This is a genomic window from Variovorax dokdonensis (assembly GCF_030316895.1).
In the GTDB taxonomy this organism is placed as follows: Bacteria; Pseudomonadota; Gammaproteobacteria; order Burkholderiales; family Burkholderiaceae_C; genus Variovorax; species Variovorax dokdonensis.
In genome coordinates this window covers 1,009,901-1,033,692 of the sequence record NZ_JASZYV010000001.1, presented here as the reverse complement: position 1 = coordinate 1,033,692, position 23,792 = coordinate 1,009,901, and the positions used below count along the sequence as shown (strand labels likewise).

Below are 23,792 nucleotides of genomic sequence, written 5' to 3'. Positions count from 1 at the left end.
GGGACAATGTGCAAATGACGAAACAGATCATCTACACGGTTCGCGTGGAATTCGGCGACTGCGACCCGGCCGGCATCGTCTGGTTTCCCAACTTCTTTCGCTGGATCGACGCCGCCTCGCGCCACTACTTCACCGAATGCGGCGTGCCGCGGTGGGAAGAAACCACCAGGACGCTCGGCGTGATCGGCACGCCGCTGGTGGACACGCAGGCGCGCTTCGTGTCCACCGCAAGCTATGGCGACACGCTCGAAGTGCAGACCACGATCCGCGAGTGGCGCGCCAAGAGCTTCGTGCAGGCCTACCGCGTGATGCGTGGCGACACGCTCATCCTCGAATGCGAAGAAGTGCGGATCTTTGGCGGCAAGCATCCCGACGGTCGACTCAAGGCCATGCCCGTGCCCGACGAGATCGCCCGCGCCTGCGGCCGCGACGAGCCCGCCTGAGGCTCACCGCCTGCACCAACTTCGGCTTGATGCGCCGCAGCAACCTGCGGCCCGCGCACCACCGTGTCGCAATTGCTATACAACAATCCGAGACACTGTTTGCCCGCCGCATTGAAGATGTCCCCTACGAACGGGGACAAGCTTGTGGACAACTATCGGAAGAACTTTGAAAGCCCTTGTCCCACAAGGGCTGGCGCCAGATTGCCTACTTGCTGAGCAGGCCTTGGCCTACTCCGCCTCGATGCCCGCCGTCTTGATGATGCGTGCCCATTTCCGAGACTCATCCGACTGGAACGTCGCCAGTTGCTCGGGCGTGGTGGTGAACACCTCCGTGCCGGTTGGCGCGTAGAAGCTCTTGCTGGCCGCCTCGCTGCGCGCGGCCTTGACAAGCAATTCGTTCAGTCGCTTGACCACCGCCGGCGGCGTGCCGGCCGGCGCATACGCGGCGAACCAGTAGCCCATCTCGTAGCCCTTCACCCCGGCCTCGGCGATCGTCGGGATCTCGGGTGCCAGCGGCGAACGCGCGGCGCTCGAATAGCCCAGGGCGCGCAGCTTTCCGGCCTTGACCTGCGGCAGGCCGGTGGCGCTGTCGGTGATCATCATGTCGATCTGCCCGCCCAGCAGATCGGTGACGGCCAGCGTGTTGCTTTTGTAAGGCACATGAAGCAACTTGACATCCGCCATCTGCTGCAGCAACTCGCCCGCCATGCGGCTTGAGGAACTGCCGCTGCCGAAGCTGTACTTGCCCGGCTCCTTCTTGGCCATGCCGATGAAGTCCATCACCGACTTGGCCGACGACGACATGTTGACCACCATGAACTGCCCACCCTTGCCCAGTCCCGTGATCGGCGCGAAGTCTTTCACCGGGTCATAGGGCAGCTTCTTGTAAAGGTGCTCGTTGGCCGCGTGCGTGGTGTTGGTCGTGATGAGCACGGTGTAGCCGTCGGGCGCAGCCTTGGCCACCTGTTGGGCCGCAATCATCCCGCTGGCACCGGCCTTGTTGTCGACCACGACGGGCTGCTTGGCTTCTGCCGAAAACTCGTTGCCGATGGCGCGAGCCAACTGGTCCGTGGCGGTGCCGGCAGCAAACGGCACGACGAAGGTGACCGGCTTGTCGGGGAAGGCCTGCGCAGCGATCGGCGCACCGGCCAGCAGTGCCGATGCTGCGCCCGCGATGGCAGCGCTCAGGAAGTTCTTGCGGTTCATGGTGGCTTTGTCTCCTTGGTTTGAAATCAGTCGTCCGTGCCCGCCAGGTGGTGGGCAAGCTCGCGCGGGACGCGCAGGCGCATGTCCAGCAGCAGGAAGGACAGGGTCTTGCCGTGCGTGTCGAGGTTGAGCGCATCGTTCACGCCTCCGTCGAGCACGCCGTCGAGCACGAAGTTCATCGCGTGCAGGCCGGGCAGCAGGAAGCGCTGGACCCGCTGCGGATGCCGATGACCGAACTGCGCACCCACGGCCTGCTCGTCAATCTGCTCGACGATGGTCGGATACAGCGCCGGATGCCAGGCGATGACGCTGATGTTGGAGCGGTCGCCCTTGTCGCCAGTGCGTCCATGTGCGGCGCGATAGAGCGGTACGACGAGATCGCTGGTCATCTGGCTCATGTCGGTTGCTCCTGGACCAGAGTCACACGCGTGGGCACCGCACTGCGCGGCACCAGGCCCGAGAGCGTGTTCAGCCGTGCGGTGATCGCGGTACGTACGCCGCCGCCGCCGGCTGGGCCGCAGGTGTAGAGCGCCGTGACCTCGCGCACGAGCTTCTCGGCCTCACCCCGGTCGGCATCTGCTGCGGCCACGCGAAGGCGCACGTCTCGCAAGCCCTGAGGGGGCGTCGCGGCCAGCGCGGCGCCGGCGTCGTCGGCCAGGATGCTGACGGCGCCGATCAGGTCGACGCGCAGCGCAAGCCCGGGCAGGCGTTCGCGCAGCACCTGGGCCGCGAGGCGCGCTCGATCTTCCGCGCGGGGGCCGGCGTAAGAGATCTCGCCTTCGGCCAACCAGCCGCCTTCGTGGCAGACATTGACCTTGAGCTGCTCGGGGCGCTCATGCCCCGTCACACCGGTGAGCCGGACCCGATCCGGACCGACGGTCTGCACTTGCGCCATCGACAGATCGGCCCGCACGTCGGGCGTGAGATAGGCGGCGGGGTCGTGCACCTCGTAGAGCAGTTGCTCTTTCACGGTCGCCTCCGTCACCATGCCGCCGGTGCCGTCGGCCTTGCCGATGACGCAGCCGCCCTCGGCGTCGATTTCCGCAATCGGAAAGCCCAATGTCGCCATGCCGGGCACGTCCTTGAATCCAGGGTCGGCAAAGTAGCCGCCCGTGACCTGCGCGCCGCATTCCAGCAAATGGCCGGCCATCGTCGCGCGGCCGAGGCGAGGCCAATCGTCCGAGCGCCAGCCGAAGTGCGACATGGCCGGCCCGACCGTCAGCGATGGGTCCGCCACGCGGCCGCACACGACGATCTGCGCGCCTTCGCCCAAGGCCTGAGCGATCGCTTCGGCACCGATGTAGGCATTGGCGCTGACGACCTTCAGCTTGTTGAAAGCTGGGCCCATCTGCTCGCGCAGCAACGCCCGCTGCGATGGGGCGGCCAGGTCGTCGCCCTCGACCGCCATCACCTTTGGCACCGGTGCGCCCAACTCGCGCGCCATGCGCAGGATGTGCCGCGCCGCCGCCTGGGGATTGGCCGCGCCGAAGTTGCTGACGATGCGAATGCCGTGAGCCAGGCACCGCGCAAGCACCGGACGAAGCATGTCGTCCAGCAAGGGTTCATAGCCCGCATTGGGGTCGGCGCGGCGCCGCAGTTGTGCCAGGGCCAGCGTGCGTTCGGCCAGCGTCTCGAAGATGAGGAAGGCCTGCTGCCCGGCGGGCCCTTCGCGAAGACGCGCGATCAGCGTGTCGACCACGGCGCCGGCGGCATCGGTGCGGTCGCCCGAGAAGCCGGCGGCGCAACCCACGAGCAAGGGCGCCACCGCCGCAGCGCGCTGGTTCGAATCGATAGAGGTGGACGGCAAGGCCATGCGCCGCACTCTAGGCCCGGATGCACAATCCGTGAAATTGAAAGATCGGATCAATTGATCCAACAATCAGATAATCGACCGATGCGCCAGCCCGAGCTTTCCACGCGCCAGTTGCGAGCCTTCCTGGCCCTGGCGGAACAGCGCAACTTCACGCGGGCGGCTGCGCAATGCCACTTGTCGCAGCCCGCATTCAGCGCGTTGATCCGCACCCTGGAAGACAGCCTGGGCGCCCGCTTGTTCGACCGCGATACACGCCGCGTGGTGCTCACGCCCGAAGGCGAACTGTTCGACGCTTCTGCCCGTCGCCTGCTCGAAGACATGGGCACTGCCCTGCTCGATCTGGCCGAGCATGTGCAATTGCGCAAGGGCCGCGTTCGCGTTGCCGCCCTGCCCTCGCTGGCCGCGGGATGGCTGCCCGGCGTGTTTGCAGAATTCATGCAAATGGCGCCGGGCATTCGCGTCGACCTGAAGGACGCGCTCTCCGATGCCTGCATCGCCATGCTGCGCGCCGGCGATGTCGACTTTGCATTGGCAGCCACGGGCGCGGATACCTCGGCCCAGGGCGATCTGCGAGCGCGGCGACTTTGCGCCGACAACTTTCATCTGGTGTGCCGAGCCGATCATCCGCTCGCGAACGAGACACGCCTGACCGCGCGCAAGCTCGCGCCGTGGCCCTTCATCCAGATGGCGCGCAACAGCAGCGTGCGCCAGGCTCTCGACGCCGCACTGCATCCCATGCGCATGAATGCCGTGTTCGAAGTGGAGCATCTGGCGACCGTGACCGGCCTGGTCGAAGCCGGCCTGGGCATCAGCGTGGTGCCGGCCCTGACGCTGTTCCACTTTCGCCGCGAAGGCATCGTCACCCGGCCGCTGGCATTGCCTGGGCTCAAGCGCACGCTCTACCTGGTGCAGCGGCGCGAAGGCAGCCTGTCGGTGGCTGCGCAGGCCCTGGCCGATCTGGTCGTCGCGCGGCTCGGCGCGCTCAAGATCGGTTGATCAACGTGAAGGCGTCGGCGGGCCGCCGCGGACCATCGCGGCCAATGCAGGCCGGCGCGCCAGCACTTCGTCACGCGGCCCACTGTCGACGAGCTTGCCCGCCTCTACCAGCAAGATCGCGTCGAACTGCGCGATGAGGCTCAGTCGGTGCACCGATGCCACCACGCACGCATCTGGAAAGGCCTGGGCGATGTTGTGCAGCACGCGCTGTTCGGTCAATGCATCGAGCGCGCTGGTGGGCTCGTCGAGCAGCAGCAGCGAACTGCCGCGCGCCGCCAGCACGCCGCGCGCCAAGCCCAGGCGCTGCCGCTGTCCGCCCGAGAGATTGCTGCCCCGCTCGGCCAGTGGCGTCTCGAGCGAGCCGCCGATGCCGGCGATCACGTCGTCGAAGGTGCTGCAGCGCATGGCGGCCCAGAGTGCTTCGTCTGCCTCGCCCTGGCCGAAGTCCAGGTTCTCGCGAACGCTGGCTTCGAACACTTCCGTTTCCTGAGGAATGAGCGTGGCGACCTCGCGCAGCGACGACCACGGACGGGCGTGCCCATCGAACAGCAACTGGCCCTCGTCAGGGCGATACAGCCCAGCCAGCACACGCAACAAGGTGCTCTTGCCGCCGCCGCTGGGGCCGACTAGCGCCACGCGTTGCCCGCGGCAAAGCGACAGCGTCATGCCCTGCAGGCCGCTCGGCGGCGGCGATGCGACATCGGCCGCAGCGGGCCCGCCACCGCGCGGCTTGTAGCGCAGCACCAGATCCTTGGCGTCCAGCCGCCGCCAATCGGCTGCAGCATCGATGCGCTCGTCTTCCGGCGGCAGGTCGCGCGCAGGTGCATCCCAGATCGGGCCGGCACTACCCAGGTCGGTGTGCATGCGCGCAAAGGACTGGAAGTTCATGGCCATGGAGCCCACCACGCCTGCGGCCTGCTGCGCGTATTGATAGATCATGAACACGGAGCCCAGCATCACCGCCTGCCCGGGCTCGCGCGATTGCCACACGTAGACCACCACCAGGCCCCAGGTCAGCGCCAGTCCCATCAGGTCGACCGCGCACCACTTGCCCTCGTTGAGCACCACGGTGCGCTTGAGCGGCACCGAGATCGCCGCCATGCGCCCGGCCAGCAACTTGCGCGACGCCGCCGACAGGCGCAGGCCGATGACGGTCTGCGCGTTGGACAGAAAGTCGAGCAGCGCCGACACGTAGCGCCGGTCGGCATCGTTCTCGCGCCAGGCAAGCTTCATGAGCGCGCGGTCGAAGTTGACGATGACGAAGGCGATGACCACATAGCCGACGACGGCCAGTGCCCCGCTCAGGCGCGACAGCAGCATCAGCGCCACCAGCGGCCCCACGAGATTGACCACGCTTTGCAGGTAGACGAACTGGTTCTGCGCGAAGTCCGACAATGCGCGGCTGGCCTGATGCACCCGGTGCTGCATCTGTCCGGAGTGATGACCTTCGTGCCAAGCCAGCGGCGCCGCGGCGATGCGCGCATAGAGCTGGTCCGCCAGCCCCTCGCGCACGCGAAGCGCGACGTTGCGTTCGAGGATGCGGCCAGGCCCGTGCAGGCACCAGGCCAGCACATACACAAGCGCCAGCGCGGTGATCCAGCGGCCCGAGATACCGAAGTTCTGGGCCTGCAGCGCGTTGATGGCCTGCCCGGCCAGCCAGGGGATCGAAAGCCGAAGCAACTGCGATCCGACCAGCAAGCCCATCGCACTGAGCAAGGTGCCGCGCACGCCCTCGGCCTGGCGCCACAACGCGCCATAAAGATCGCGAAATGGATGGCGGCCCGGCCCGTCGACGGTGGTGGCGGCACCCGGACTGCTGGAGGTCATGGCAGACGTGGCCTTGCCGATCAGTGGGCGACGGGGCGTGCCGCCTGAAGGAAGCCTTGGGCGCCAGCGACCCAGGCGGCATCCGGAGGCAGTGCGTCCGGGGCGGCCAACAATCCTTCGCCGACAAACACCAGCCCCTCGGGCCGCAGCATGTAGGCACGCGCATCGTCGCGCGCACCCGCGCCGCTCAGGACTTCAAACTGGGCACCACCCGCGAGTGCGATCACGTCACCCGCGCTCGGCTGCGCCAACTCGGCGCCGGGCCAAGCCTGACGCAACAAGGCCAACTCGGCGTCACGCCAGGGCCCGCGTGTCGACCACACGCGCACGACCTGGTTGCTTGCGACATCGCGCAGGCGCGCCATCTGGTCGGCATCGCCCGGGAGCGGATCGATGAGCGTCCAGCCCTGTTCGGCGTCGCCCACCGCATAGCTGTGATGACCGGCCGGCAAGGCGCCGTCCTCGCCCGAATGCGGCTCTGTAGCCACCGAAGTGACGCGCCATACGCGTGGTGCCAGCGCCATGACGAGGCCGCCTTCCAGGGTGTGGCGCGCGTCGCCGCGGCCGTCCGGATCGAGAAAGCCGATCTCCGCCCATGCTGGCTCCTCGATGTTCACCGGCCGCTTGCCGCCCGGCCCGCCGGCAAGCCGCGGCATGTTGAGCGCGACGCGCGTCTGGGCGCGCGCATGCGCCACGCACTCGGCCACGGTCGCGAAGCCGTCAAGATGCTCGAGGATGCGCCGCGTCACGTTCATCAGCTTGAGGCCACGCTCGGGTGACACCGCCTCGCTCGGCGTGAGCCATGCGTGTTCGACGATCTCGACCGCGTCGACCAGCACCTCTTGATCAGGCGGCATGGCAGCAAGGAAGAAGCGCGTATCGAAGCGGCGCGGCATGCCCGGTGGCGTGATCCAGTGGGCGAAGTATTCGAGTCGATCCATGGCAAGCCGCCACCCCTGCGCGTCGCACAGCGACAGCAGCGCATCGGTGCCGGCGGCAGCGGCTGAACGCATCGCCTTCAGCGTTTCGTGCGGCAGGCCGGTCAGCGGCACCAGTTGATCGCGCGCGTCGCAGGCCAGAAGCAGGCCCGCTTCCTCGAAGCATTCGCGCACGGCGGCCGCATAGAAATCCAAGCCGCCCGTGGGTACGGCCAGCCGAAGGCTGGCGCCCGCATCATCGAGGCCCGCGCAATGGGCATGCAATCGCCGGTCGTGCGCATCGAGCAGCCCGCCAGGAAACACCGACGCGCCGCTGTTCTGGTCGTTCGGCTTGTCGGCACGCCGCAGCAGCAGCACTTCCAATCCCTCGGCCCCGTCGCGCAGCACGACCAAAGACGCCGACTGCCGGATCGAACGGGGAACAGGCGAGCCAACCGGCGTGGCCGCGGGATTCAGCGATGGGGAAGACGACATGGCCGTCGATGGTAGCTCGGCCGGCCAATCGCGGGCGGGGTCAAGGCAGGCATCAGCCCACCTTCAAAGCACCAGAAGCGCGCGGAAGTCGTTGACGTTGGTATGCGTCGGGCCGGTGACCAGCAGGTCGCCGATGGCATCGAAATAGCCATAGGCGTCGTTGCGGTCCAGGTGCTCCGACAGCTTCTTGCCGACCTGGCTCGCGCGTGCCAGCGTGTCGGGCGTGACGAAGGCGCCTGCGTTGTCCTCGACGCCGTCAATGCCATCGGTGTCGGCAGCCAGCGCCCAGACGCCTGCCTGCCCCATCAAAGCGCCGGCCAGGCCCATACAGAACTCGCCGGCACGTCCGCCCCGGCCCTTGGGCTGGCCCGGCTGACGAGGCCGGATGGTGACCGTGGTCTCGCCCCCGGAGAGGATGACGCAAGGGCGCGCAAAGGGGGCGCCACGATGAGCCACCGCGCGAGCGAGAGCCGCATGCACCTTGCCCACTTCGCGCGATTCGCCTTCGATCTCGTCGCTGAGGATGTGCGCCTCGATACCCGCCGCACGCGCCGCCTCGGCGGCGGCTTCGAGCGACTGTTGCGGCGTGGCGATCAGATGCACCTCGTGGTTGGCGAACACCTTGTCAGATGGGTCCGGCGTTTCCAGCGCGCCGCTTTCCAGGCCTGCACGCACGGGCGTTGGAATTTCGATGCGGTAGCGATCGAGGATGGCCAGCGCATCGGCGCACGTGGTTTCGTCCGGCACGGTCGGGCCGCTGGCGATGATGGCCGGGTCGTCGCCCGGCACGTCGCTGATCGTGAGCGTCACCACCTTGGCCGGCCCGCAGGCAGCCGCCAGGCGTCCGCCCTTGATGCGCGACAGGTGCTTGCGCACGCAGTTCATCTCGCCGATGTTGGCGCCGCTTTCCAGCAGGGCCTTGTTGATGCGCTGCTTGTCCTCCAGCGTCAGGCCCTCAGCGGGCAACACCAGCAGCGAAGAGCCGCCACCCGAGATCAGGCACAGAACGAGGTCGTCGGCGGTCAAGCCTTGGGTCAGGGCAAGAATGCGCTCGGCCGCCTGCATGCCGGCCGCGTCGGGTACCGGATGCGCCGCCTCGACGATCTCGATGCGCTGCTTCAGTCCGTCGGGGCGTGGGGGGATGTGGTCGTAGCGGGTGACTACCAGGCCCGACATCGGTGCGTCGGAAGGCCAAAGGGCTTCGAGCGCCTGCGCCATCGACGCACCTGCCTTGCCGGCACCCAGCACCAGAGTGCGCCCCTTGGGCGGCGGGGGCAGGTGCCGACCCAGCGTGGACAGCGGCAGCGCGCGATCGACGGCCACCCGATACAGATGTTCGAGAAAGGCGCGCGGCGCCTGGCGCGCGTCGGGCGCAGGGCCCAACCCGGAGTGCGAGGATGTCATGGCAATAGTGTCCAACATTCGCGGCCGTTGGCCTGTTGACTCAGGGCAAGGCGTCGCCCGGTTGCCTGGCAGGCGGCGCCACGGCTGCCGCCGATGCCTGCGCCCGAAGTAGGCCCGAAGTGGGCCCGAAGTGGCCTCCCACAAGCGGGCCTAGTTCGTCTTCGCGCCTTCCTGGAACCACTTGCCGAGCAAGGCGCGCTCGGCATCCGTCATGCCGGTGGCATTGTTCATCGGCATGATCTTGGCCTGCACGGCCTGTTGGAAGATGCCCTGGGCATGCACCGCCACCTGGTCGGGCGAGTCCAGCCGCACGTTCTTCATCTGCACTGCGGCGCCGTGGCACATGTAGCAGCGCTGCTCCAGCACCTTTTGAACTTCGCCGTAGCTGACCTTCTTGACGGCCTCGCCGGGGGCAGGCGCGGGCGCAGGCTGGGGCGACATCCACGCGATGGTCAGGCCCAGGATGACGATACCCAGCAGCGCATACGGCAGCGGGTTCTTCGCGTTGCCGAGCTTGAAGCGGTGGCGAACCACGAAGAACTGGCGGATGGCGGCGCCACCAGCCATGATCAGCAGCAACACGATCCAGTTGTACTGGTGCGTGTACGTGAAGCTGTAGTGATTGCTCAGCATCGCGAACAGCACCGGCAGCGTGAAGTAGGTGTTGTGCACGCTGCGCTGCTTGCCACGCTGGCCGTGGATCGGATCGACCGGCTTGCCCTCGCGCAGCGCCTTCACGCTCTTGCGCTGGCCGGGGATGATCCAGAAGAACACGTTCGCGCTCATGGTGGTGGCCATCATGGCGCCCACCAGCAGGAACGCCGCGCGACCAGCGAACCAGTGGCAAGCCAGCCATGCCGCGAATGCGACGAACAAGGCCACCAGCACACCGACGATGGTGTCGCCGTTCTTGCGACGCCCGAAGATCTGGCAGATGCCGTCGTACACCATCCAGAACACGACGAAGAAGGCGAGCGCCACCGCGATGGCCGCGCCCGGCTGCCAGTCCATCTTGGATTTGTCGATCAGGTAGGTGCTCGCGTTCCACAGATAGGACATGGTGAACAGCGCAAAGCCGCTCAGCCAGGTGGAATAGCTTTCCCAGAATGACCAGTGCAGATGGTCCGGGATCTTCTTTGGCGCCACCGTGTACTTCTGCATGTTGTAGAAGCCGCCGCCGTGCACCGCCCATTGCTCGCCGCCGACGCCCTTGTCCAGGGATTCCTGGTCCTCGGGCTTCTCGAGGCTGTTGTCCAGCATGACGAAGTAGAAGGAAGCGCCGATCCAGGCGATGGCGGTGATGACGTGCAGCCAGCGCAGCAGCAGGTTGGCCCAGTCGAGGTAGTAGCTTTCCATGGATTCACTCCACCCTGGTGCGGCACTGGCGTGGTGCCACTTTGTAATGTTTTGGCCTGCTCACCACTGCGGGGCGCTGTGAGCAGATGAAATTGCCGCGAACGCAGACGGTGGGGACGTCTCGCTCCGCTGCGGCACTTTGTGGACTGAAGTGTATACACTTCGGTCGCCGTTGGTTGGCTCCGATGCTAAGGGATATCACTTAGGCTCCGGCGCCGCTTCGAGCGACTGCAACAACTGTGCCGCCACCGCGACGGCGATCACTTCGGGCTCCTTGCCGCCAATGCCCGGCACGCCGATCGGACAGGTGACGTGATCCATCTCGGCTTGCGTGAAGCCGCGGGCTTCCAGCCGATGCCTGAACGTGGCCCATTTCGTCTTGCTGCCGATCAGGCCGATGTAAGGCAGGTCGCCCCGCTCGCGTTGTCGCCTGAGGCAGGCAATGACGATGTCCAGGTCTTCGGCGTGCGAAAAGCTCATGATCAACACGCGCGAGCCCGCCGCAAGTTGGGCGACTGCATCGTGCACGGGTTCGGAATGCTCGGTCTCGATCTGCGCAGGCAGATGCTGCGGAAAGACGCCGTCCCGGCTGTCGATCCAGCGCACCTTGAAAGGCAGCGTGGACAGCAGCCGAGCCAGCGCCGCGCCGACGTGGCCGCCTCCGAAAAGTGCCACGGGATTCAGGCTGGCGCCCAATTCGGTGCGCAGTGCCGCCGCGTCTGCGCGGCCGATGCGCCGATAGGCGAGGAACACCACGCCACCACAACACTGCCCCAGGGTCGGCCCGAGTGGATATCGCCGCACCTCGTCGATGGCGGACCCGCCCGCGAGCCATGAACGCGCGGCCTGCTCGGCCTGGAACTCGAGTTGCCCACCACCGATGGTGCCGGTGATCGCGTCGTCCCAGACGGCCATCCAGGTGCCGGCCTCGCGCGGGGCCGAGCCCTGCGTGGCATGCACCATGACCAGCACGCCCTGGCGGCCTGCCTGCAGTTGGCTGAGCAGTTGATCGAGCAATCCGTTCATTCGCATTCCTTTGCCGGCCAGGCGCCGGCGGCCGGCTGCGGCACGGTATAAATCCGCCGATGCATGCCACCGAACGAACGACACATCGCCCTTTTGCCGATCGCCGACTCCTGATGGGCGGCCTCGTCGCCGCGAGCCTTTGGCTGGCCGGCTGCGCCGGCACCGGCGGCTCGGTGCCCGGCCAGTTGAGCGACGCTCGCGCCTCGCAATCGCAACGGCCGGCGCCGCAGGCATCGCAGGCCGTCGACGTGCGCGGCTACCGGCGTGATGCCGCGCAGCACGTCTACACGATCAACCGCGGCCGCATCTATGCGGGCAAGTTGCCGCCGCTGTTGTATGCCATCGGCACGCTGCGCGTCGAGCTCGACGGCGGCGGGCGCGTGACCACCATGCATTGGCTGCGCGCGCCCAGCCATGCGCCCGAAGTGATCGCCGAGATCGAGCGGACGGTGCTCGAAGCCGCGCCCTACCCGGCGGCGCCGCGCATCGGCAAGCTGAGCTGGACCGACACCTGGCTGTGGGACAAGGGCGGCCGATTCCAGCTCGACACGCTCAGCGAAGGCCAGCTTCAAGATTGAATCCGCCGCGGCCGCATCACGAGCCGCGATAGGTGCTGTAGCTCCAGGGGCTGACCAGCAGGGGCACGTGATAGTGCTGGTCGGCATGGGCAACCCCGAAGTCGAGCGCGACCTTGTTCAGGAAGTTGGGCTCGGGCAACTGCACGCCGCGCCGGCCGAAGTAGCCGGCCACGTCGAACACCAGGCGATACGTGCCGGCCTTGAGGCTGGCGTTGTCGTAGAGCGGCCCGTCGCTGCGGCCGTCCGAATTCAGGTTGAAGCGCTTGACCAAAGTGGCCTCGTCGCCGCTCGTCGTGTACAGAGCGACCTCCATGCCGGCGGCGGGGCAGCCGTGCATCGTGTCCAGTACGTGTGTGCTCAATCCCATGTGCTCTCTCCTTGATGTGGTGTGCCTTGCGCGGTCCCGGCGATGCGCGGAATCGGTCCGGGAAAATCCGGTCGACAAAAGTGTATACAGTTCTTGTCTTTAGGGCTATCATGAATTTCATGGAGACCACCCCGACCCGCGCCATCGTGGAAGCGCTCACGCGTGCCATCGTGGACCACCGTCTGCAGCCCGGCAGCAAGTTGGCCGAGCAGAAGCTGGCCGATCACTTCGGCGTCTCGCGCACGCTGGTGCGGCAGGCGCTGTTCCAGCTTTCCCAGAACCGGCTGGTGCGGCTGGAGCCCGCCCGCGGCGCCTTCGTCGCGGCTCCGGCGGTGGACGAGGCAAGACAGGTGTTCGCCGTGCGCCGCATGCTCGAAGCGCAGATGGCCCGCGAGTTCGCCGCCAGCGTCACGCCGGCCAAGATCAAGGCACTCAGGGAGCATGTCGCGCTTGAAAAGGCTTCGGTCTCCGCCGGCAACGACATCACCGGCCGCACCGAATTGCTGGGCGACTTCCATGTGCGCATGGCCGAACTCATGGGCAACCAGGTGCTCGCGCAACTGCTGGGCGAACTCATCTCGCGCTGCGCGCTCATCACGCTCATGTACCAGAGCGCCTCGGCGGCCGAGCATTCCAACGACGAGCATGCCGACATCGTCAAGGCGCTGGCCGCGCGCGACGGCGAGAAGGCCGCGCAGCTCATGACCGAGCACCTGCTGCACGTCGAGGCCAACCTCACCTTCGACCGCAAGATTCCCACCAGCGACATCGCGCTCGCACTTTCCTGAACCCTTCCCGCTTCGACTCGCGTTCAATGTCTCAAGTCTTCGACACCACCCTGCCCTACCCGCGCGACCTGATCGGCTACGGGCGAAATCCGCCGCATGCCCAGTGGCCCGGCAAGGCACGCGTGGCGGTGCAGTTCGTCCTCAACTACGAAGAAGGCGGCGAGAACTGCGTGCTGCACGGCGACCCGGCTTCGGAGCAGTTCCTGTCCGAGATGTTCAACCCTGCCGCCTACCCCGACCGGCACATGAGCATGGAAGGCATCTACGAGTACGGCTCGCGCACCGGCGTGTGGCGATTGCTGCGCGAATTCGAGAAGCGTGGCCTGCCGCTGACCGTGTTCGGCGTGGGCATGGCGCTCCAGCGGCATCCTGAACTCACCGCCGCCTTCAAGGAACTCGGCCACGAGATCGCCTGCCACGGCTGGCGCTGGATCCACTACCAGAACGTCGACGAAGCCACCGAGCGCGAGCACATGCGCCTGGGCATGGAGGCCATCGAGCAGCTCACCGGCGAGCGCGCCGTAGGCTGGTACACCGGGCGCGACAGCCCGCGCACCCACCGCCTGGTCGCCGACTACGGCGGCTTCGAATACGACAGCGATTACTACGGCGACGACCTGCCCTTCTGGATGAAGGTGCAGAAGACCGACGGCAGCGTGGCGCCGCAACTCATCGTGCCCTACACGCTCGACGTCAACGACATGCGCTTTGCGCTGCCGCAGGGCTACTCGCACGCCGACCCCTTCTTCCAGTACATGAAGGACACCTTCGACGTGCTGTACGCCGAAGGCGACCCCAATGGCCACGACCGCCCGAGCATGATGTCCATCGGCATGCACTGCCGGCTGCTTGGCCGGCCGGGGCGCATCGTGGCGCTGCAGCGCTTTCTGGACCACATCGCCGCGCACGAGCATGTGTGGGTGTGCCGCCGGGTCGACATCGCCCGCCACTGGAAGGCGACCCATCCCTTTTCCGAATGATTGATAGCACCGGGGAGACGAACACCATGACGCTGACGATCGAACAGATCAACGCCGGGCCCGCGGCCGAAGCCGCCGCCCTTCTGGACGGCACCTACGAGCATTCGCCATGGATCGCCGAACGCGCCATGGCCGCGCGGCCCTTCCGCTCGCTCACGCACCTCAAGCATGCGCTGGTGCAAGTGGTCGCCAAGGCAAGCCCGGACGAGCAACTGAGCCTGATCCGTGCTCACCCGGAGCTGGCCGGCAAGGCCATGGTCAGCAAGACGCTGACGGCCGAGTCCACCAATGAGCAGGGCAAGGCCGGCCTGACCGACTGCACGCCCGAAGAGTTCGAGAAGATCCAGCAGCTCAACGCGGCCTACAACAGCAAGTTCGGCTTCCCGTTCATCCTGGCGGTGCGGGGCCCGCGCGGCCTGGGCCTGAACAAGCGCGAGATCATCCAGACCTTCGAGCGCCGGGTTCATCACCATCCGGCCTTCGAACTGGCCGAAGCGCTGCGCAACATCCACCGCATTGCCGAGATCCGCCTGAACGACAAGTTCGGCGTTCAACCCGACGTGGGCAACGAGGTCTGGGACTGGCACGAGCAACTGGCGACGCACACCGACCCCGGCTATGCCGAGAAAGGCCAGCTCACCGTCACCTACCTGACCGACGCACACCGCGCCTGCGCGGCGCAGATCGCGCGGCTCATGCAAGAGGTCGGCTTCGACAGCGTGCAGATCGATGCCGTGGGCAACGTGGTCGGCCGGTACGAAGGCAGCCAGCCGGGCGCCAAGGCACTGCTCACCGGCTCGCACTACGACACCGTTCGCAATGGCGGCAAGTACGACGGCCGGCTTGGCATCTTCGTGCCCATCGCCTGCGTGCGCGAACTCAAGCGCCAGAACAAGCGCCTGCCGTTCGCCTTCGAAGTGGTGGGCTTTGCGGAGGAAGAAGGCCAGCGCTACAAGGCCACGTTCCTGGGTTCGGGTGCGCTCATCGGCCACTTCGATCAAAGCTGGCTGGACCAAAAGGACGCCGACGGCATCACCTTGCGCGAAGCGATGAAGCACGCCGGGCTCAAGCTGGAAGACATTCCCGCCATCCAGCGCGATCCTTCCAAGTATCTTGGCTTCGTCGAAGTGCACATCGAGCAAGGGCCCGTGCTCAACGAACTCGACATTCCGCTGGGCATCGTCACGTCCATCAACGGCGGCGTGCGCTTCGTGGGCGAAGTGATCGGCATGGCCAGCCACGCCGGCACCACGCCGATGGACCGCCGCCGCGATGCCGCATGCGCGGTGGCCGAACTGATCCTGTTCACCGAACAACGCGCCGCCAAGGACGCCGACTCGGTGGCCACGGTCGGCATGCTCGAAGTGCCGAGCGGTTCGATCAACGTGGTGCCCGGGCGCTGCAAATTCAGCCTGGACATCCGCGCCCCCAAGGACCCGCAGCGCGACGCCGTGGTGGCCGACGTGCTGGCCGAACTGGCCGCCATCTGCGAGCGCCGAGGCCTGCGCTACACCATCGAGGAAGCCATGCGCGCCGCGGCCGCGCCGAGCGCGCCGCAATGGCAGCAGCGCTGGGAAAAGGCCGTCGACTCGCTCGGCATCCCGCTGTTCCGCATGCCCAGCGGCGCCGGCCACGACGCCATGAAGCTGCACGAGGTGATGCCGCAGGCCATGCTCTTCGTGCGCGGCATCAACTCCGGCATCAGCCACAACCCGCTGGAGTCGAGCACCAACGACGACATCGATCTCGCCGTCAAGGCCTTCTCGCGCCTGCTGGACGATCTTGCCCAAGACCTCCAGACGCCCTCGCCCACCAACGCCTGACGCCATCGCCATGACCGACTACACCAAACTCGACGCCTGGATCGACGAACACTTCGACGAGCAGGTCAAGTTCCTGCAGGCCCTCGTGCAGGTACCGACCGACACGCCACCCGGCAACAACGCTCCGCATGCCGAGCGCACCGCCGAACTGCTGCAGGACCTCGGCCTGGTGGCCGAGAAGCATCCCGTCCCGGCCCAGGAAGTCCAGGACTACGGCCTCGAATCCATCACCAACCTGATCGTTCGCCGCAACTATGGCGCGGGCGGCCGCACCATCGCGCTCAATGCGCACGGCGACGTCGTGCCCCCCGGAGAGGGCTGGACGCATGATCCGTATGGCGGCGAGATCGTCGACGGCCAGTTGTTCGGCCGCGCGGCCGCGGTGAGCAAGAGTGACTTTTCGACATTCACCTTTGCACTGCGCGCGCTCGAAGCCGTGGCCAAGCCCACCAAGGGCAGCCTGGAACTTCATTTCACCTACGACGAGGAATTCGGCGGCATCCTCGGCCCGGGCTGGCTGCTCAAGAACAAGCTGACCAAGCCCGACCTGATGGTCGCCGCCGGCTTCAGCTACGAAGTCGTCACGGCCCACAACGGCTGCCTGCAGATGGAAGTGACGGTCCACGGCAAGATGGCGCACGCCGCCGTGCCCGAAACCGGCGTCGACGCGCTTCAGGGCGCGGTGCACATCCTCAATGCGCTGTACGCCCAGAACATCGAATACAAGAAGGTCACATCGGCCGTCGAGGGCATCAACCACCCCTACCTCAATGTGGGGCGCATCGAGGGCGGGACCAACACCAACGTCATCCCCGGCAAGGTCGTCTTCAAGCTCGACCGCCGCATGATTCCGGAAGAGGACCCGGTTCAGGTCGAAGCCACGATCCGCCGCGTCATCACCGAATCGGCGGCGCAGAAGGACGGCATTTCCGTCGAGATCAAGCGCTTACTGCTCGCCAATTCCATGAAGCCGCTAGCCGGCAATCAGCCGCTGGTGCAGGCCATCCAGAAGCATGGCGAACAGGTGTTCGGCCAGCCCATTCCCGCGATGGGCACGCCGCTGTACACCGACGTGCGCCTGTACGTCGAACAGGGCATTCCCGGCGTGATCTACGGCGCCGGCCCACGCACCGTGCTCGAATCGCACGCCAAGCGGGCCGACGAGCGCGTGTCGCTGGAAGACCTGCGCCGCGCCACCAAGGTGGTGGCACGCACGCTGGCAGACCTGCTCGTCTGAACCCCCTGGCGCCGGCGCTGCGCGGAGTTGGCGAACCCGACTCCCGCACGCCGCTGCGGCGCCACCGTCAAGCGCGGCCCCGCTCGTGGGTGGCCACCGCCTCTTCCACCGTCGCAAAGAACGCCTGTGGGCCCAAGCGCGCGAACAGGCCGAAGCGCTTGAGCTTGTCCTTCACCGGGTCTTTCATCTCTGCGAAGCACAACTCGATGCCTTCGGCCTGAAGGCTTTCGTGGAGTTCGGTCAGGATGTCGGCAGCGGTCACATCCACGCTGGTCACCGGCTCTGCCGCGACCACCACTCGACGCACCGGCGTGGGTGACGCTCTGAGCGCATCCATCAGCCGATCGCGGAACAGTTCCGCATTGGCAAAGAAGAGCGGCGCGTCCCATCGGAAGATGACCAGACCCGCGACCAGCCGGGCGTCGGGATAGCGCTTGATGTCGTGGAACCCGTGCACGCCATCGGGTTGGCCGAGCACCGCAAAATGCGGTCGCCAGCCGTCCCACAGGAACTCCAGCACCGCGATCACGACCGCAATGCCGATGCCCGGAATGGCCCCGAACACCGCCACGCCGACCAGGCAGGTCATCGACAGCCAGAACTCCCATTGCTGGATGCGGTAGATGCGGCGCAGATCCCTGATCTCGATCAGCCCCATGGCCGAAGCGATGACGACCGCCGCCAATGCGGCGCTGGGCAGGTCGTGCAGCAGATCGGGCGCGGCCACCAGCAGCAAAGCAATGGCCAGTGCGCCTACCACCCCCGTCACCTGCGTGCGCGAGCCCGCGGCCTCGGCCACCGGCGTTCGCGACGCGCTGCTGCTGATCGGAATGCCCTGGAAGAAGCCAGCTGCCAGATTCGCAGCGCCAAGCCCCACCATCTCCTGATTCGGATCGACCTTGGAACGGGTCTTGGCGGCGTACACGCGCGACAGCACGCTCGTGTCCGCAAACGAGACCAGTGCCACCGCCAGTCCACCCAGCAGGATGGGCTGGATGTCCTGCAGCCCGATCAAGGGAACCGAAGGCAGCGGCAGCCCTTGTGGCAGCGCCCCCAGCACCGCCAGGTTGGCCCGCTCGGCCAGATCGAAGAAGGCGGCAGCCAGCGTTGCGCCCACCACGGCGACCAGCACGGCAGGCACGCGAGGAATGTGCTTGAGCGCGAAGATGGCCGCCAGCGAACCGAGCCCGATCATGACCGTGACCGCGTGCCATTGGCCGGCCACGACGCCCTGCACGATGGCCCAGGCCTGATAGAGCGGCCCGCCCTCGCCTTCGATGGAGAAGCCCAGCAGCTTGGGCACCTGGCTCAGGATGACCGTCAGCGCGATGCCGTTCATGTAGCCGTAGCGGATCGGCTTGGAAAGCAGTTCGGTCACGAAGCCCAGCTTGGCAAGGCCGGCTGCGATGGACACCAGCCCCGAGACGACAGCCATCGCGCTGGCAACCGCGATGGCGCGCATCGGATCGCCGCCCGAAAGCGGGAGGACCACCGCCAGGATCAGCGCGGCCAACGCGGAGTCAGGACCCAGCACCAGGATCCGACTCGGGCCGAACAATGCGTAGGCCAAGAGCGGAACGATGGTGGCGTACAGCCCATAGATGCCGGGCACGCCCGAAGCCTGGGCGTAGGCAATGCCAACCGGTACCAGCATCGTCGTCAGGACCAGGCCGGCGACCACGTCATGCCGGAACGTTGACAGGTCGTAGCCTTCCAGGTTGCGCAGGCCTGGCAGCCAACGGACGAGCGGGTTCGGCGAAGACATGGGCAGCCAGCTTACGCGACCTGCGAAACTTCGCGTACCCCCTATACCCCGTGATCCCGATGAGCGCTGCCGATTTCCTTCTCGCCCCTGAAGTTCAGAAGATCCTGACCATCCTCTATGCCTCGCCGCAGCAGCCTTTGGCCATCAAGGACCTGGCCAGGCAGGCCCGCCTGGAACTGGACGACGCGATCCGCACTGTGGAGCACTTGGCCCGCAGCGGCGTCCTGAAGACCGCTCACGAGCCCGAAGACGCCGACACATCGAGCCATGCCGCCAACGATGAGGACGATGCAGCCAACGCCGATGCCGGCGCAGCCCGGGTCATGCTCGACGAGCAGTTCGTGTTCTACCGGGAGTTCCGAAGCATGGCGCTCAAGTCCTTCGCCGGCGCCGAGCCCATTCGCAAGATGCTGATGTCCAAGTTCAAGACATCGGTTCTTCGCGCCTTCATCCTCGGCGAGCAGGCGGACGGCCAGATCGAGCTTCTGGTCGTCTACGGCCAAAGCGCTCCGGACCGCCATGCCCTGCAGGCCGCCTGCCAGAAGCTGTCTTCGACCGGCATCCGGCGAAGCCTGCAGGTGCAGGTCGTGTCCAGCAAGCAATTCGACAATCTCAAGCCCTGGGACAGCACGAGCGTCAAGCTCGCATCTGGTTGGGCCGTGGAACTGATTGCGCCAGGCCAAACCAAGGCGGCACCGCCGGCGCCTTGGCAGGGCCTCAGGCAGCTGGGGCAGCGCGTTTCGCGGATGATCGGATAAAGCGAGTGCCACCTAGAATCCGCCGTCGATAGTCGTCCCGCTGTCCCGATCCAGCTGCCGTGCCCTCTTCCGCCCGCATCCTCGAGACCAAGCTCAATCCGCCGGTCTTCATGGCCACGCAGGTGCCGCGCACGGCGATCCGCCAGCAGGTGTGCACGTCGACGGTCAAGCTGGTGCTGGTACGCGCGCCGGCCGGCTTCGGCAAGACCACGGCCATGTCGCAGATCCGCGATGGCATGGACGCACAAGGCATCGCCACCGCGTGGCTCACGCTGGACCGAGCCGACAACGATGTCTCGCGCTTCCTCAGTGGCCTGGCCGAGGCGATTCGGCGACTGGGCGCCGACGCGATGGACCATCAGGCCCCCTTCGACGCCGTGGCCGCGCTGGGCGCCTTCGACGCGCCGTTCGCGCTCTTCCTCGACGACTTCGAGATGGTTCAGGAGCCGGCCGTGCTCGGGCTGGTCCGCGAGCTGATCGAGCATCTGCCGCGCCAGGGGCAGGTCGTGCTGGGTTCGCGCAGCCTGCCCGACCTCGGCCTGGGACGGCTGCGCGCACGTGGTCAGCTGATCGAGATCGACACCGATCGCCTGCGCTTCTCGCTGGACGAGGCGCGCGACTTCTTTGCGCTTCGCCAGACGCAGGCCGCGCATGCCTCTGCGCAAGTGCCGCAACACGCACGACAGGCGCAGCAGTCGCTGCCCGTCGACCTGCTCTCGCGGCTTCACAGCAAGACCGAAGGTTGGCCGGCGGCGCTGTGGCTGGCGTCCCTGGCGCTGGAACGCCATGGCACCGAGACCGGCTTCATCGAACACTTCTCGGGGTCCGACCGAGCCGTGGCCGACTACCTGGCCGAAGATGTGCTCGCCCACCAGCCCGACGAGATCCGCGACTTTCTGCTGCGCACCAGCATCCTCAGGCAGCTCGATGCGTCGGTGTGCCAGGCGCTGAATCCACGCAGCGACAGCGCGGCCATTCTCGAGCGGCTGGCCTCGGCCAACCTGTTTCTCACGCCGGTGCGCAGCGATGCCGGCAGCGAAGCAGGCGCATGGCGTTATCACAGCCTGTTCGCGGACTTTCTTCGGGCTCAGCTCTCACGCGAGCACCCCGAGGAACTTGCGCGGCTGCACCTCGCGGCCTCCGGCTGGTACGAGTCGCATGGCAGGCCCGTGCCCGCGATCGACCATGCCATCGAAGGCGGCGACCATCCGCATGCGCTGGCGCTGCTCGAGCAATTCGCCGAACAGTTCCTCGAACAAGGCCGCATGCGCATGCTGGCGCGTTGGTTCGCCGCCATTCCGGATTCGCTGTTGCGCGAGCGCCCATTGCTGCAGCTGATCGCGCTGTGGGCCATCTGCTTCACCCACGGCCCCTGGGATGCGATGCGCCTGCTGCAACAGTCGGGTTGCCTCGACAGCCCCATGCCCCAGGTGCGCAACAACGCCCACACGCTCATTCCCCTGCTGCTGGCCATGCAGGACAAGCACGACGAAGCCTACGAAGCCGGCCGCCAGAGCCTGGCACGGCTGCCTACCGGCCTGCCGTTCGCAGAAGTGGTGCTGCTCAATGCCATGGCCCACATCCTGTCGGTGCGCGGCGACCCGCGCGAGGCGCAGCGCCTTCTGGAGGCGGCACGGCGCGAACAGGGCAACAGCACCTTCAACCGCATGTACACCGAGTCGCTGGCCGGCCTGTTCGACCTGCACGAAGGACGGCTGCGGCAGGCCACGGCGCGCCTGCGCATGGCGGTCGATTCCACGCATGCGGTGAGCTACAACCACAGCCACGGCAACGCGTGGGCCGGGGTGCTCTATGCCGGCGCGGTGTACGAGACGCACCAGATGGCCCAGGCCGAGCACCTGCTGAACGTGTACCTGCCGCTGGCCCGCGATGTGGGTCTGCCGGACCACATGATCCTCAGCCACGTCATGCGCTCGCGCATCGCCTTTCATGCGGGTGACGTGGATGCGGCCTTCCAGGCGCTGACCGAACTCGAGTACCTCGGTCATCAGCGCCAGTTGCCGCGCGTGGTCGCCAGCGCCAAGCTCGAACGGTCTTTGCTTCTGCTGCTGCAAAACAATGGCACTGCTTCGCACGATGAGCTGCAGCGCGCGGACGACGCGGCGCTCTGGGAGCGCGAGCGACGCCAGCAGTTGCCCGCGCACGACCTCGACTACTTTGCGCTGGCCAAGGCGCGCTGGGACATCGCGTTCGGCGATGCGAAGGCAGCGCTCGGCGTGATCGATGCCGAACTGCATGCGGCACGCGCGGCCCATCGCCATCGCCGCGCGCTCAAGCTGCGCGTGCTGCGTGCGCTGGGCCTGCAGCGCTCGGGCGACGGACAGGACGCGCTGGACGAGATCGGCGCCGTCCTCTTGACGGCCAGCCAGGAAGGCTTCGTGCGCATCATCCTGGACGAAGGCTCTGCAGTGGGCGGGCTGGTGCATCGCTATGCCCATGCCGCGCGCCAGCACGAGAACGGCAGCGCCGCGGCAGCCTTGCGCAACGACCCGATCCTGGCCGACTACGTGCAGCGGCTGTTGCAGATCATCGGGCCGGTTGCCATGACGGCCGACACGGACCGGCCGCAGATCGATCCGAACGCCGAGCCGCTCACGCGCAAGGAGATCCGCGTGCTGCAACTGCTGGCCGAGGGCTACTCGAACAGCGCGATGGCCGAAAAGCTGTTCGTGTCCGACAGCACGGTGCGCACGCACTTGCGCAACATCAACATGAAGCTCGATGCCAAGAGCCGCACGCAGGCGGTGGCCATTGCGCGCAAGCTCGGCGCGATCCGCTGAAGCCCGCCGCAGCCGGCAGCTACAACGCGCGCGAGATCACTTCCTTCATGATCTCGTTGGTGCCGCCGAAGATGCGCTGCACCCGGCCGTCCGCATACATGCGCGCCACCATGTATTCGCTCATGAAGCCGTAGCCGCCGAAGAGCTGGAGGCATTCGTCCACCACGCGGCCCTGGGTCTCGCTGCCCCACAGCTTGGCCATCGACGCCGTGGCGGTATCCAGCTTGCCGGCCACCAGGTCTTCCACGCAGCGGTCGATGAAGGCCCGGCCCACCTTGATCTGCGTGGCGATCTCGGCCAGCTTGAACTTGGTGTTCTGGAATTCGGCCACTGGCTTTCCGAAGGCGCGCCTGTCTCGCACGTAGTCGAGCGTGGCCTGGTAGGCGCCTTCCATCGTTGCCAGCGCGCTCACGCCAATGATCAGACGCTCGTAAGGCAGGTCGCCCATCAGTTGGAAGAAGCCCTGGCCTTCGCTCCCGCCGAGCAATGCGTCTTCGCTCACATGCACGTCGTCGAAGAAAAGTTCGGACGTGTCCTGCGCCTTCATGCCGATCTTGTCGAGCACACGGCCGACGCGGTAGCCCGCGCAGTTTTCGGTCTCGACGATGAAGATGGAAATGCCCTTGGCACCCTGCGACGTGTCGGTCTTGGCCACCACCAGCACCACGCCAGCGAGGAAGCCGTTGGTGATGAAGGTCTTGGAGCCATGGATGCGATAGCTGCCGTCGCCTTGCCGCTCGGCGCGAGTGCGCACGGCCTGCAGGTCGGAACCGGCACCCGGCTCGGTCATGGCAATGGCGCCGACGAGTTCGCCACGCGCCATGCGCGGCAGATAGCGCTGCTTCTGCGCCTCGGTGCCGTGGTTCAGAAAGTAGTGCGCCACGATGGTGTGCACCGAATTGGCCATGCCGCTGAGCGCGCGGCGCGCCATCTCCTCGTAGAACACGGCCTCATGGCGAAAGTCGCCGCCAGCGCCGCCGTAGGCCTCGGGAATGTCGGTGCACAGCAGGCCCAGCGCGCCGGCCTTGCGCCACACCTCGTGCCCAACGTGGCCGCGCCTGCGCGCCTCTTCGTCGTGGGGCAGGACCTCGGTCTCGATGAAGCGCACCACGTTGTCGCGGTACAGCTCCAGGTCATCGTCGCTCCAGGAGCGGCGGAAGTCGATGGACATGATGGCCTCTATCGGTTGGTTCGGTCTTGCGGCATTTGCGG

The 23,792-nt window shown here is 66.8% G+C and carries 20 protein-coding genes; 9 read left to right on the top strand and 11 right to left on the bottom strand.

The window, feature by feature from the left end; all coding sequences use genetic code 11:
- Nucleotides 1–14: 14 nt before the first annotated feature.
- The gene (locus QTH91_RS04805) at nt 15–443 is read left to right on the top strand and encodes an acyl-CoA thioesterase (protein ID WP_286658875.1); all 429 of its coding nucleotides are present in this window, start codon (nt 15–17) and stop codon (nt 441–443) included.
- 228 nt (nt 444–671) lie between these two features.
- Here the strand turns inward: QTH91_RS04805 and QTH91_RS04800 are convergent, their stop codons facing one another.
- The 3 genes from QTH91_RS04800 to QTH91_RS04790 are packed head-to-tail and all read right to left on the bottom strand — an operon-like array spanning nt 672 to nt 3,462.
- On the bottom strand, nt 672–1,649 hold the full coding sequence (locus tag QTH91_RS04800; protein WP_286658874.1) for a Bug family tripartite tricarboxylate transporter substrate binding protein: 978 nt from the start codon (nt 1,647–1,649) through the stop codon (nt 672–674).
- Between the two features lie 26 nt (nt 1,650–1,675).
- Complete coding sequence (locus QTH91_RS04795) at nt 1,676–2,047, bottom strand: AtuA-related protein (RefSeq protein ID WP_286658873.1); 372 nt, start codon at nt 2,045–2,047, stop codon at nt 1,676–1,678.
- A complete protein-coding gene (locus QTH91_RS04790; RefSeq protein WP_286658872.1) occupies nt 2,044–3,462 on the bottom strand; it encodes an acyclic terpene utilization AtuA family protein in 1,419 nt (472 codons plus the stop codon). Before QTH91_RS04790 ends, QTH91_RS04795 begins: the two co-directional genes overlap by 4 nt.
- Before the next feature lie 81 nt (nt 3,463–3,543).
- Here QTH91_RS04790 and QTH91_RS04785 point away from each other — a divergent pair, with 81 nt between their 5' ends.
- Complete coding sequence (locus QTH91_RS04785; protein WP_286658871.1) at nt 3,544–4,458, top strand: LysR family transcriptional regulator; 915 nt, start codon at nt 3,544–3,546, stop codon at nt 4,456–4,458.
- Here QTH91_RS04785 and QTH91_RS04780 read toward each other — a convergent pair whose 3' ends face one another.
- The 5 genes from QTH91_RS04780 to xdhC form a co-directional block, all read right to left on the bottom strand.
- Entirely contained in the window at nt 4,459–6,285 is a 1,827-nt protein-coding gene (locus QTH91_RS04780; protein ID WP_286658870.1) for an ABC transporter ATP-binding protein, read from the bottom strand. It abuts the gene before it with no gap.
- Nucleotides 6,286–6,305: 20 nt separating this feature from the next.
- Complete coding sequence (locus QTH91_RS04775; RefSeq protein WP_286658869.1) at nt 6,306–7,697, bottom strand: NUDIX hydrolase; 1,392 nt, start codon at nt 7,695–7,697, stop codon at nt 6,306–6,308.
- A gap of 63 nt (nt 7,698–7,760) precedes the next feature.
- A complete protein-coding gene (locus QTH91_RS04770; protein WP_286658868.1) occupies nt 7,761–9,101 on the bottom strand; it encodes a glycerate kinase type-2 family protein in 1,341 nt (446 codons plus the stop codon).
- A gap of 150 nt (nt 9,102–9,251) precedes the next feature.
- Entirely contained in the window at nt 9,252–10,457 is a 1,206-nt protein-coding gene (locus QTH91_RS04765) for a urate hydroxylase PuuD (protein WP_286658867.1), read from the bottom strand.
- Nucleotides 10,458–10,655: 198 nt separating this feature from the next.
- Complete coding sequence (xdhC, locus tag QTH91_RS04760; protein WP_286658866.1) at nt 10,656–11,483, bottom strand: xanthine dehydrogenase accessory protein XdhC; 828 nt, start codon at nt 11,481–11,483, stop codon at nt 10,656–10,658.
- A gap of 59 nt (nt 11,484–11,542) precedes the next feature.
- On the opposite strand from xdhC, the gene QTH91_RS04755 reads away from it, so the two are divergent.
- The gene (locus QTH91_RS04755; protein ID WP_286658865.1) at nt 11,543–12,061 is read left to right on the top strand and encodes a hypothetical protein; all 519 of its coding nucleotides are present in this window, start codon (nt 11,543–11,545) and stop codon (nt 12,059–12,061) included.
- A 16-nt stretch (nt 12,062–12,077) separates the two neighbouring features.
- On the opposite strand, the gene uraH is transcribed toward QTH91_RS04755, so the two are convergent.
- Nucleotides 12,078–12,428: a hydroxyisourate hydrolase gene (gene uraH / locus QTH91_RS04750; RefSeq protein ID WP_286658864.1), complete on the bottom strand. Its 351-nt coding sequence runs from the start codon at nt 12,426–12,428 to the stop codon at nt 12,078–12,080.
- A 119-nt stretch (nt 12,429–12,547) separates the two neighbouring features.
- On the opposite strand from uraH, the gene QTH91_RS04745 reads away from it, so the two are divergent.
- From QTH91_RS04745 to QTH91_RS04730, 4 genes are read left to right on the top strand one after another with little or no spacing between them, the layout of a single operon-like run.
- Entirely contained in the window at nt 12,548–13,216 is a 669-nt protein-coding gene (locus tag QTH91_RS04745; protein WP_286658863.1) for a GntR family transcriptional regulator, read from the top strand.
- Nucleotides 13,217–13,242: 26 nt separating this feature from the next.
- Nucleotides 13,243–14,196 carry an allantoinase PuuE gene (gene puuE, locus QTH91_RS04740; RefSeq protein WP_286658862.1) on the top strand — a complete coding sequence of 318 codons (954 nt, stop codon included), beginning with the start codon at nt 13,243–13,245 and terminating at the stop codon, nt 14,194–14,196.
- Between the two features lie 26 nt (nt 14,197–14,222).
- Nucleotides 14,223–16,019, top strand: coding sequence for a 2-oxo-4-hydroxy-4-carboxy-5-ureidoimidazoline decarboxylase (gene uraD, locus QTH91_RS04735; RefSeq protein ID WP_286658861.1), 1,797 nt, complete (start codon nt 14,223–14,225; stop codon nt 16,017–16,019).
- Nucleotides 16,020–16,029: 10 nt separating this feature from the next.
- Nucleotides 16,030–17,256, top strand: coding sequence for a M20 family metallopeptidase (locus QTH91_RS04730; protein WP_286658860.1), 1,227 nt, complete (start codon nt 16,030–16,032; stop codon nt 17,254–17,256).
- A gap of 67 nt (nt 17,257–17,323) precedes the next feature.
- Here the strand turns inward: QTH91_RS04730 and QTH91_RS04725 are convergent, their stop codons facing one another.
- Entirely contained in the window at nt 17,324–19,021 is a 1,698-nt protein-coding gene (locus tag QTH91_RS04725) for a SulP family inorganic anion transporter (RefSeq protein ID WP_286658859.1), read from the bottom strand.
- A 59-nt stretch (nt 19,022–19,080) separates the two neighbouring features.
- On the opposite strand from QTH91_RS04725, the gene QTH91_RS04720 reads away from it, so the two are divergent.
- Together QTH91_RS04720 and QTH91_RS04715 are read left to right on the top strand one after the other, a co-directional pair.
- A complete protein-coding gene (locus tag QTH91_RS04720; protein ID WP_286658858.1) occupies nt 19,081–19,779 on the top strand; it encodes a hypothetical protein in 699 nt (232 codons plus the stop codon).
- Nucleotides 19,780–19,889: 110 nt separating this feature from the next.
- The gene (locus QTH91_RS04715; RefSeq protein WP_286659619.1) at nt 19,890–22,580 is read left to right on the top strand and encodes a winged helix-turn-helix domain-containing protein; all 2,691 of its coding nucleotides are present in this window, start codon (nt 19,890–19,892) and stop codon (nt 22,578–22,580) included.
- A 19-nt stretch (nt 22,581–22,599) separates the two neighbouring features.
- Here QTH91_RS04715 and QTH91_RS04710 read toward each other — a convergent pair whose 3' ends face one another.
- On the bottom strand, nt 22,600–23,751 hold the full coding sequence (locus QTH91_RS04710) for an acyl-CoA dehydrogenase family protein (protein ID WP_286658857.1): 1,152 nt from the start codon (nt 23,749–23,751) through the stop codon (nt 22,600–22,602).
- Between the last annotated feature and the right edge of the window lie 41 nt (nt 23,752–23,792).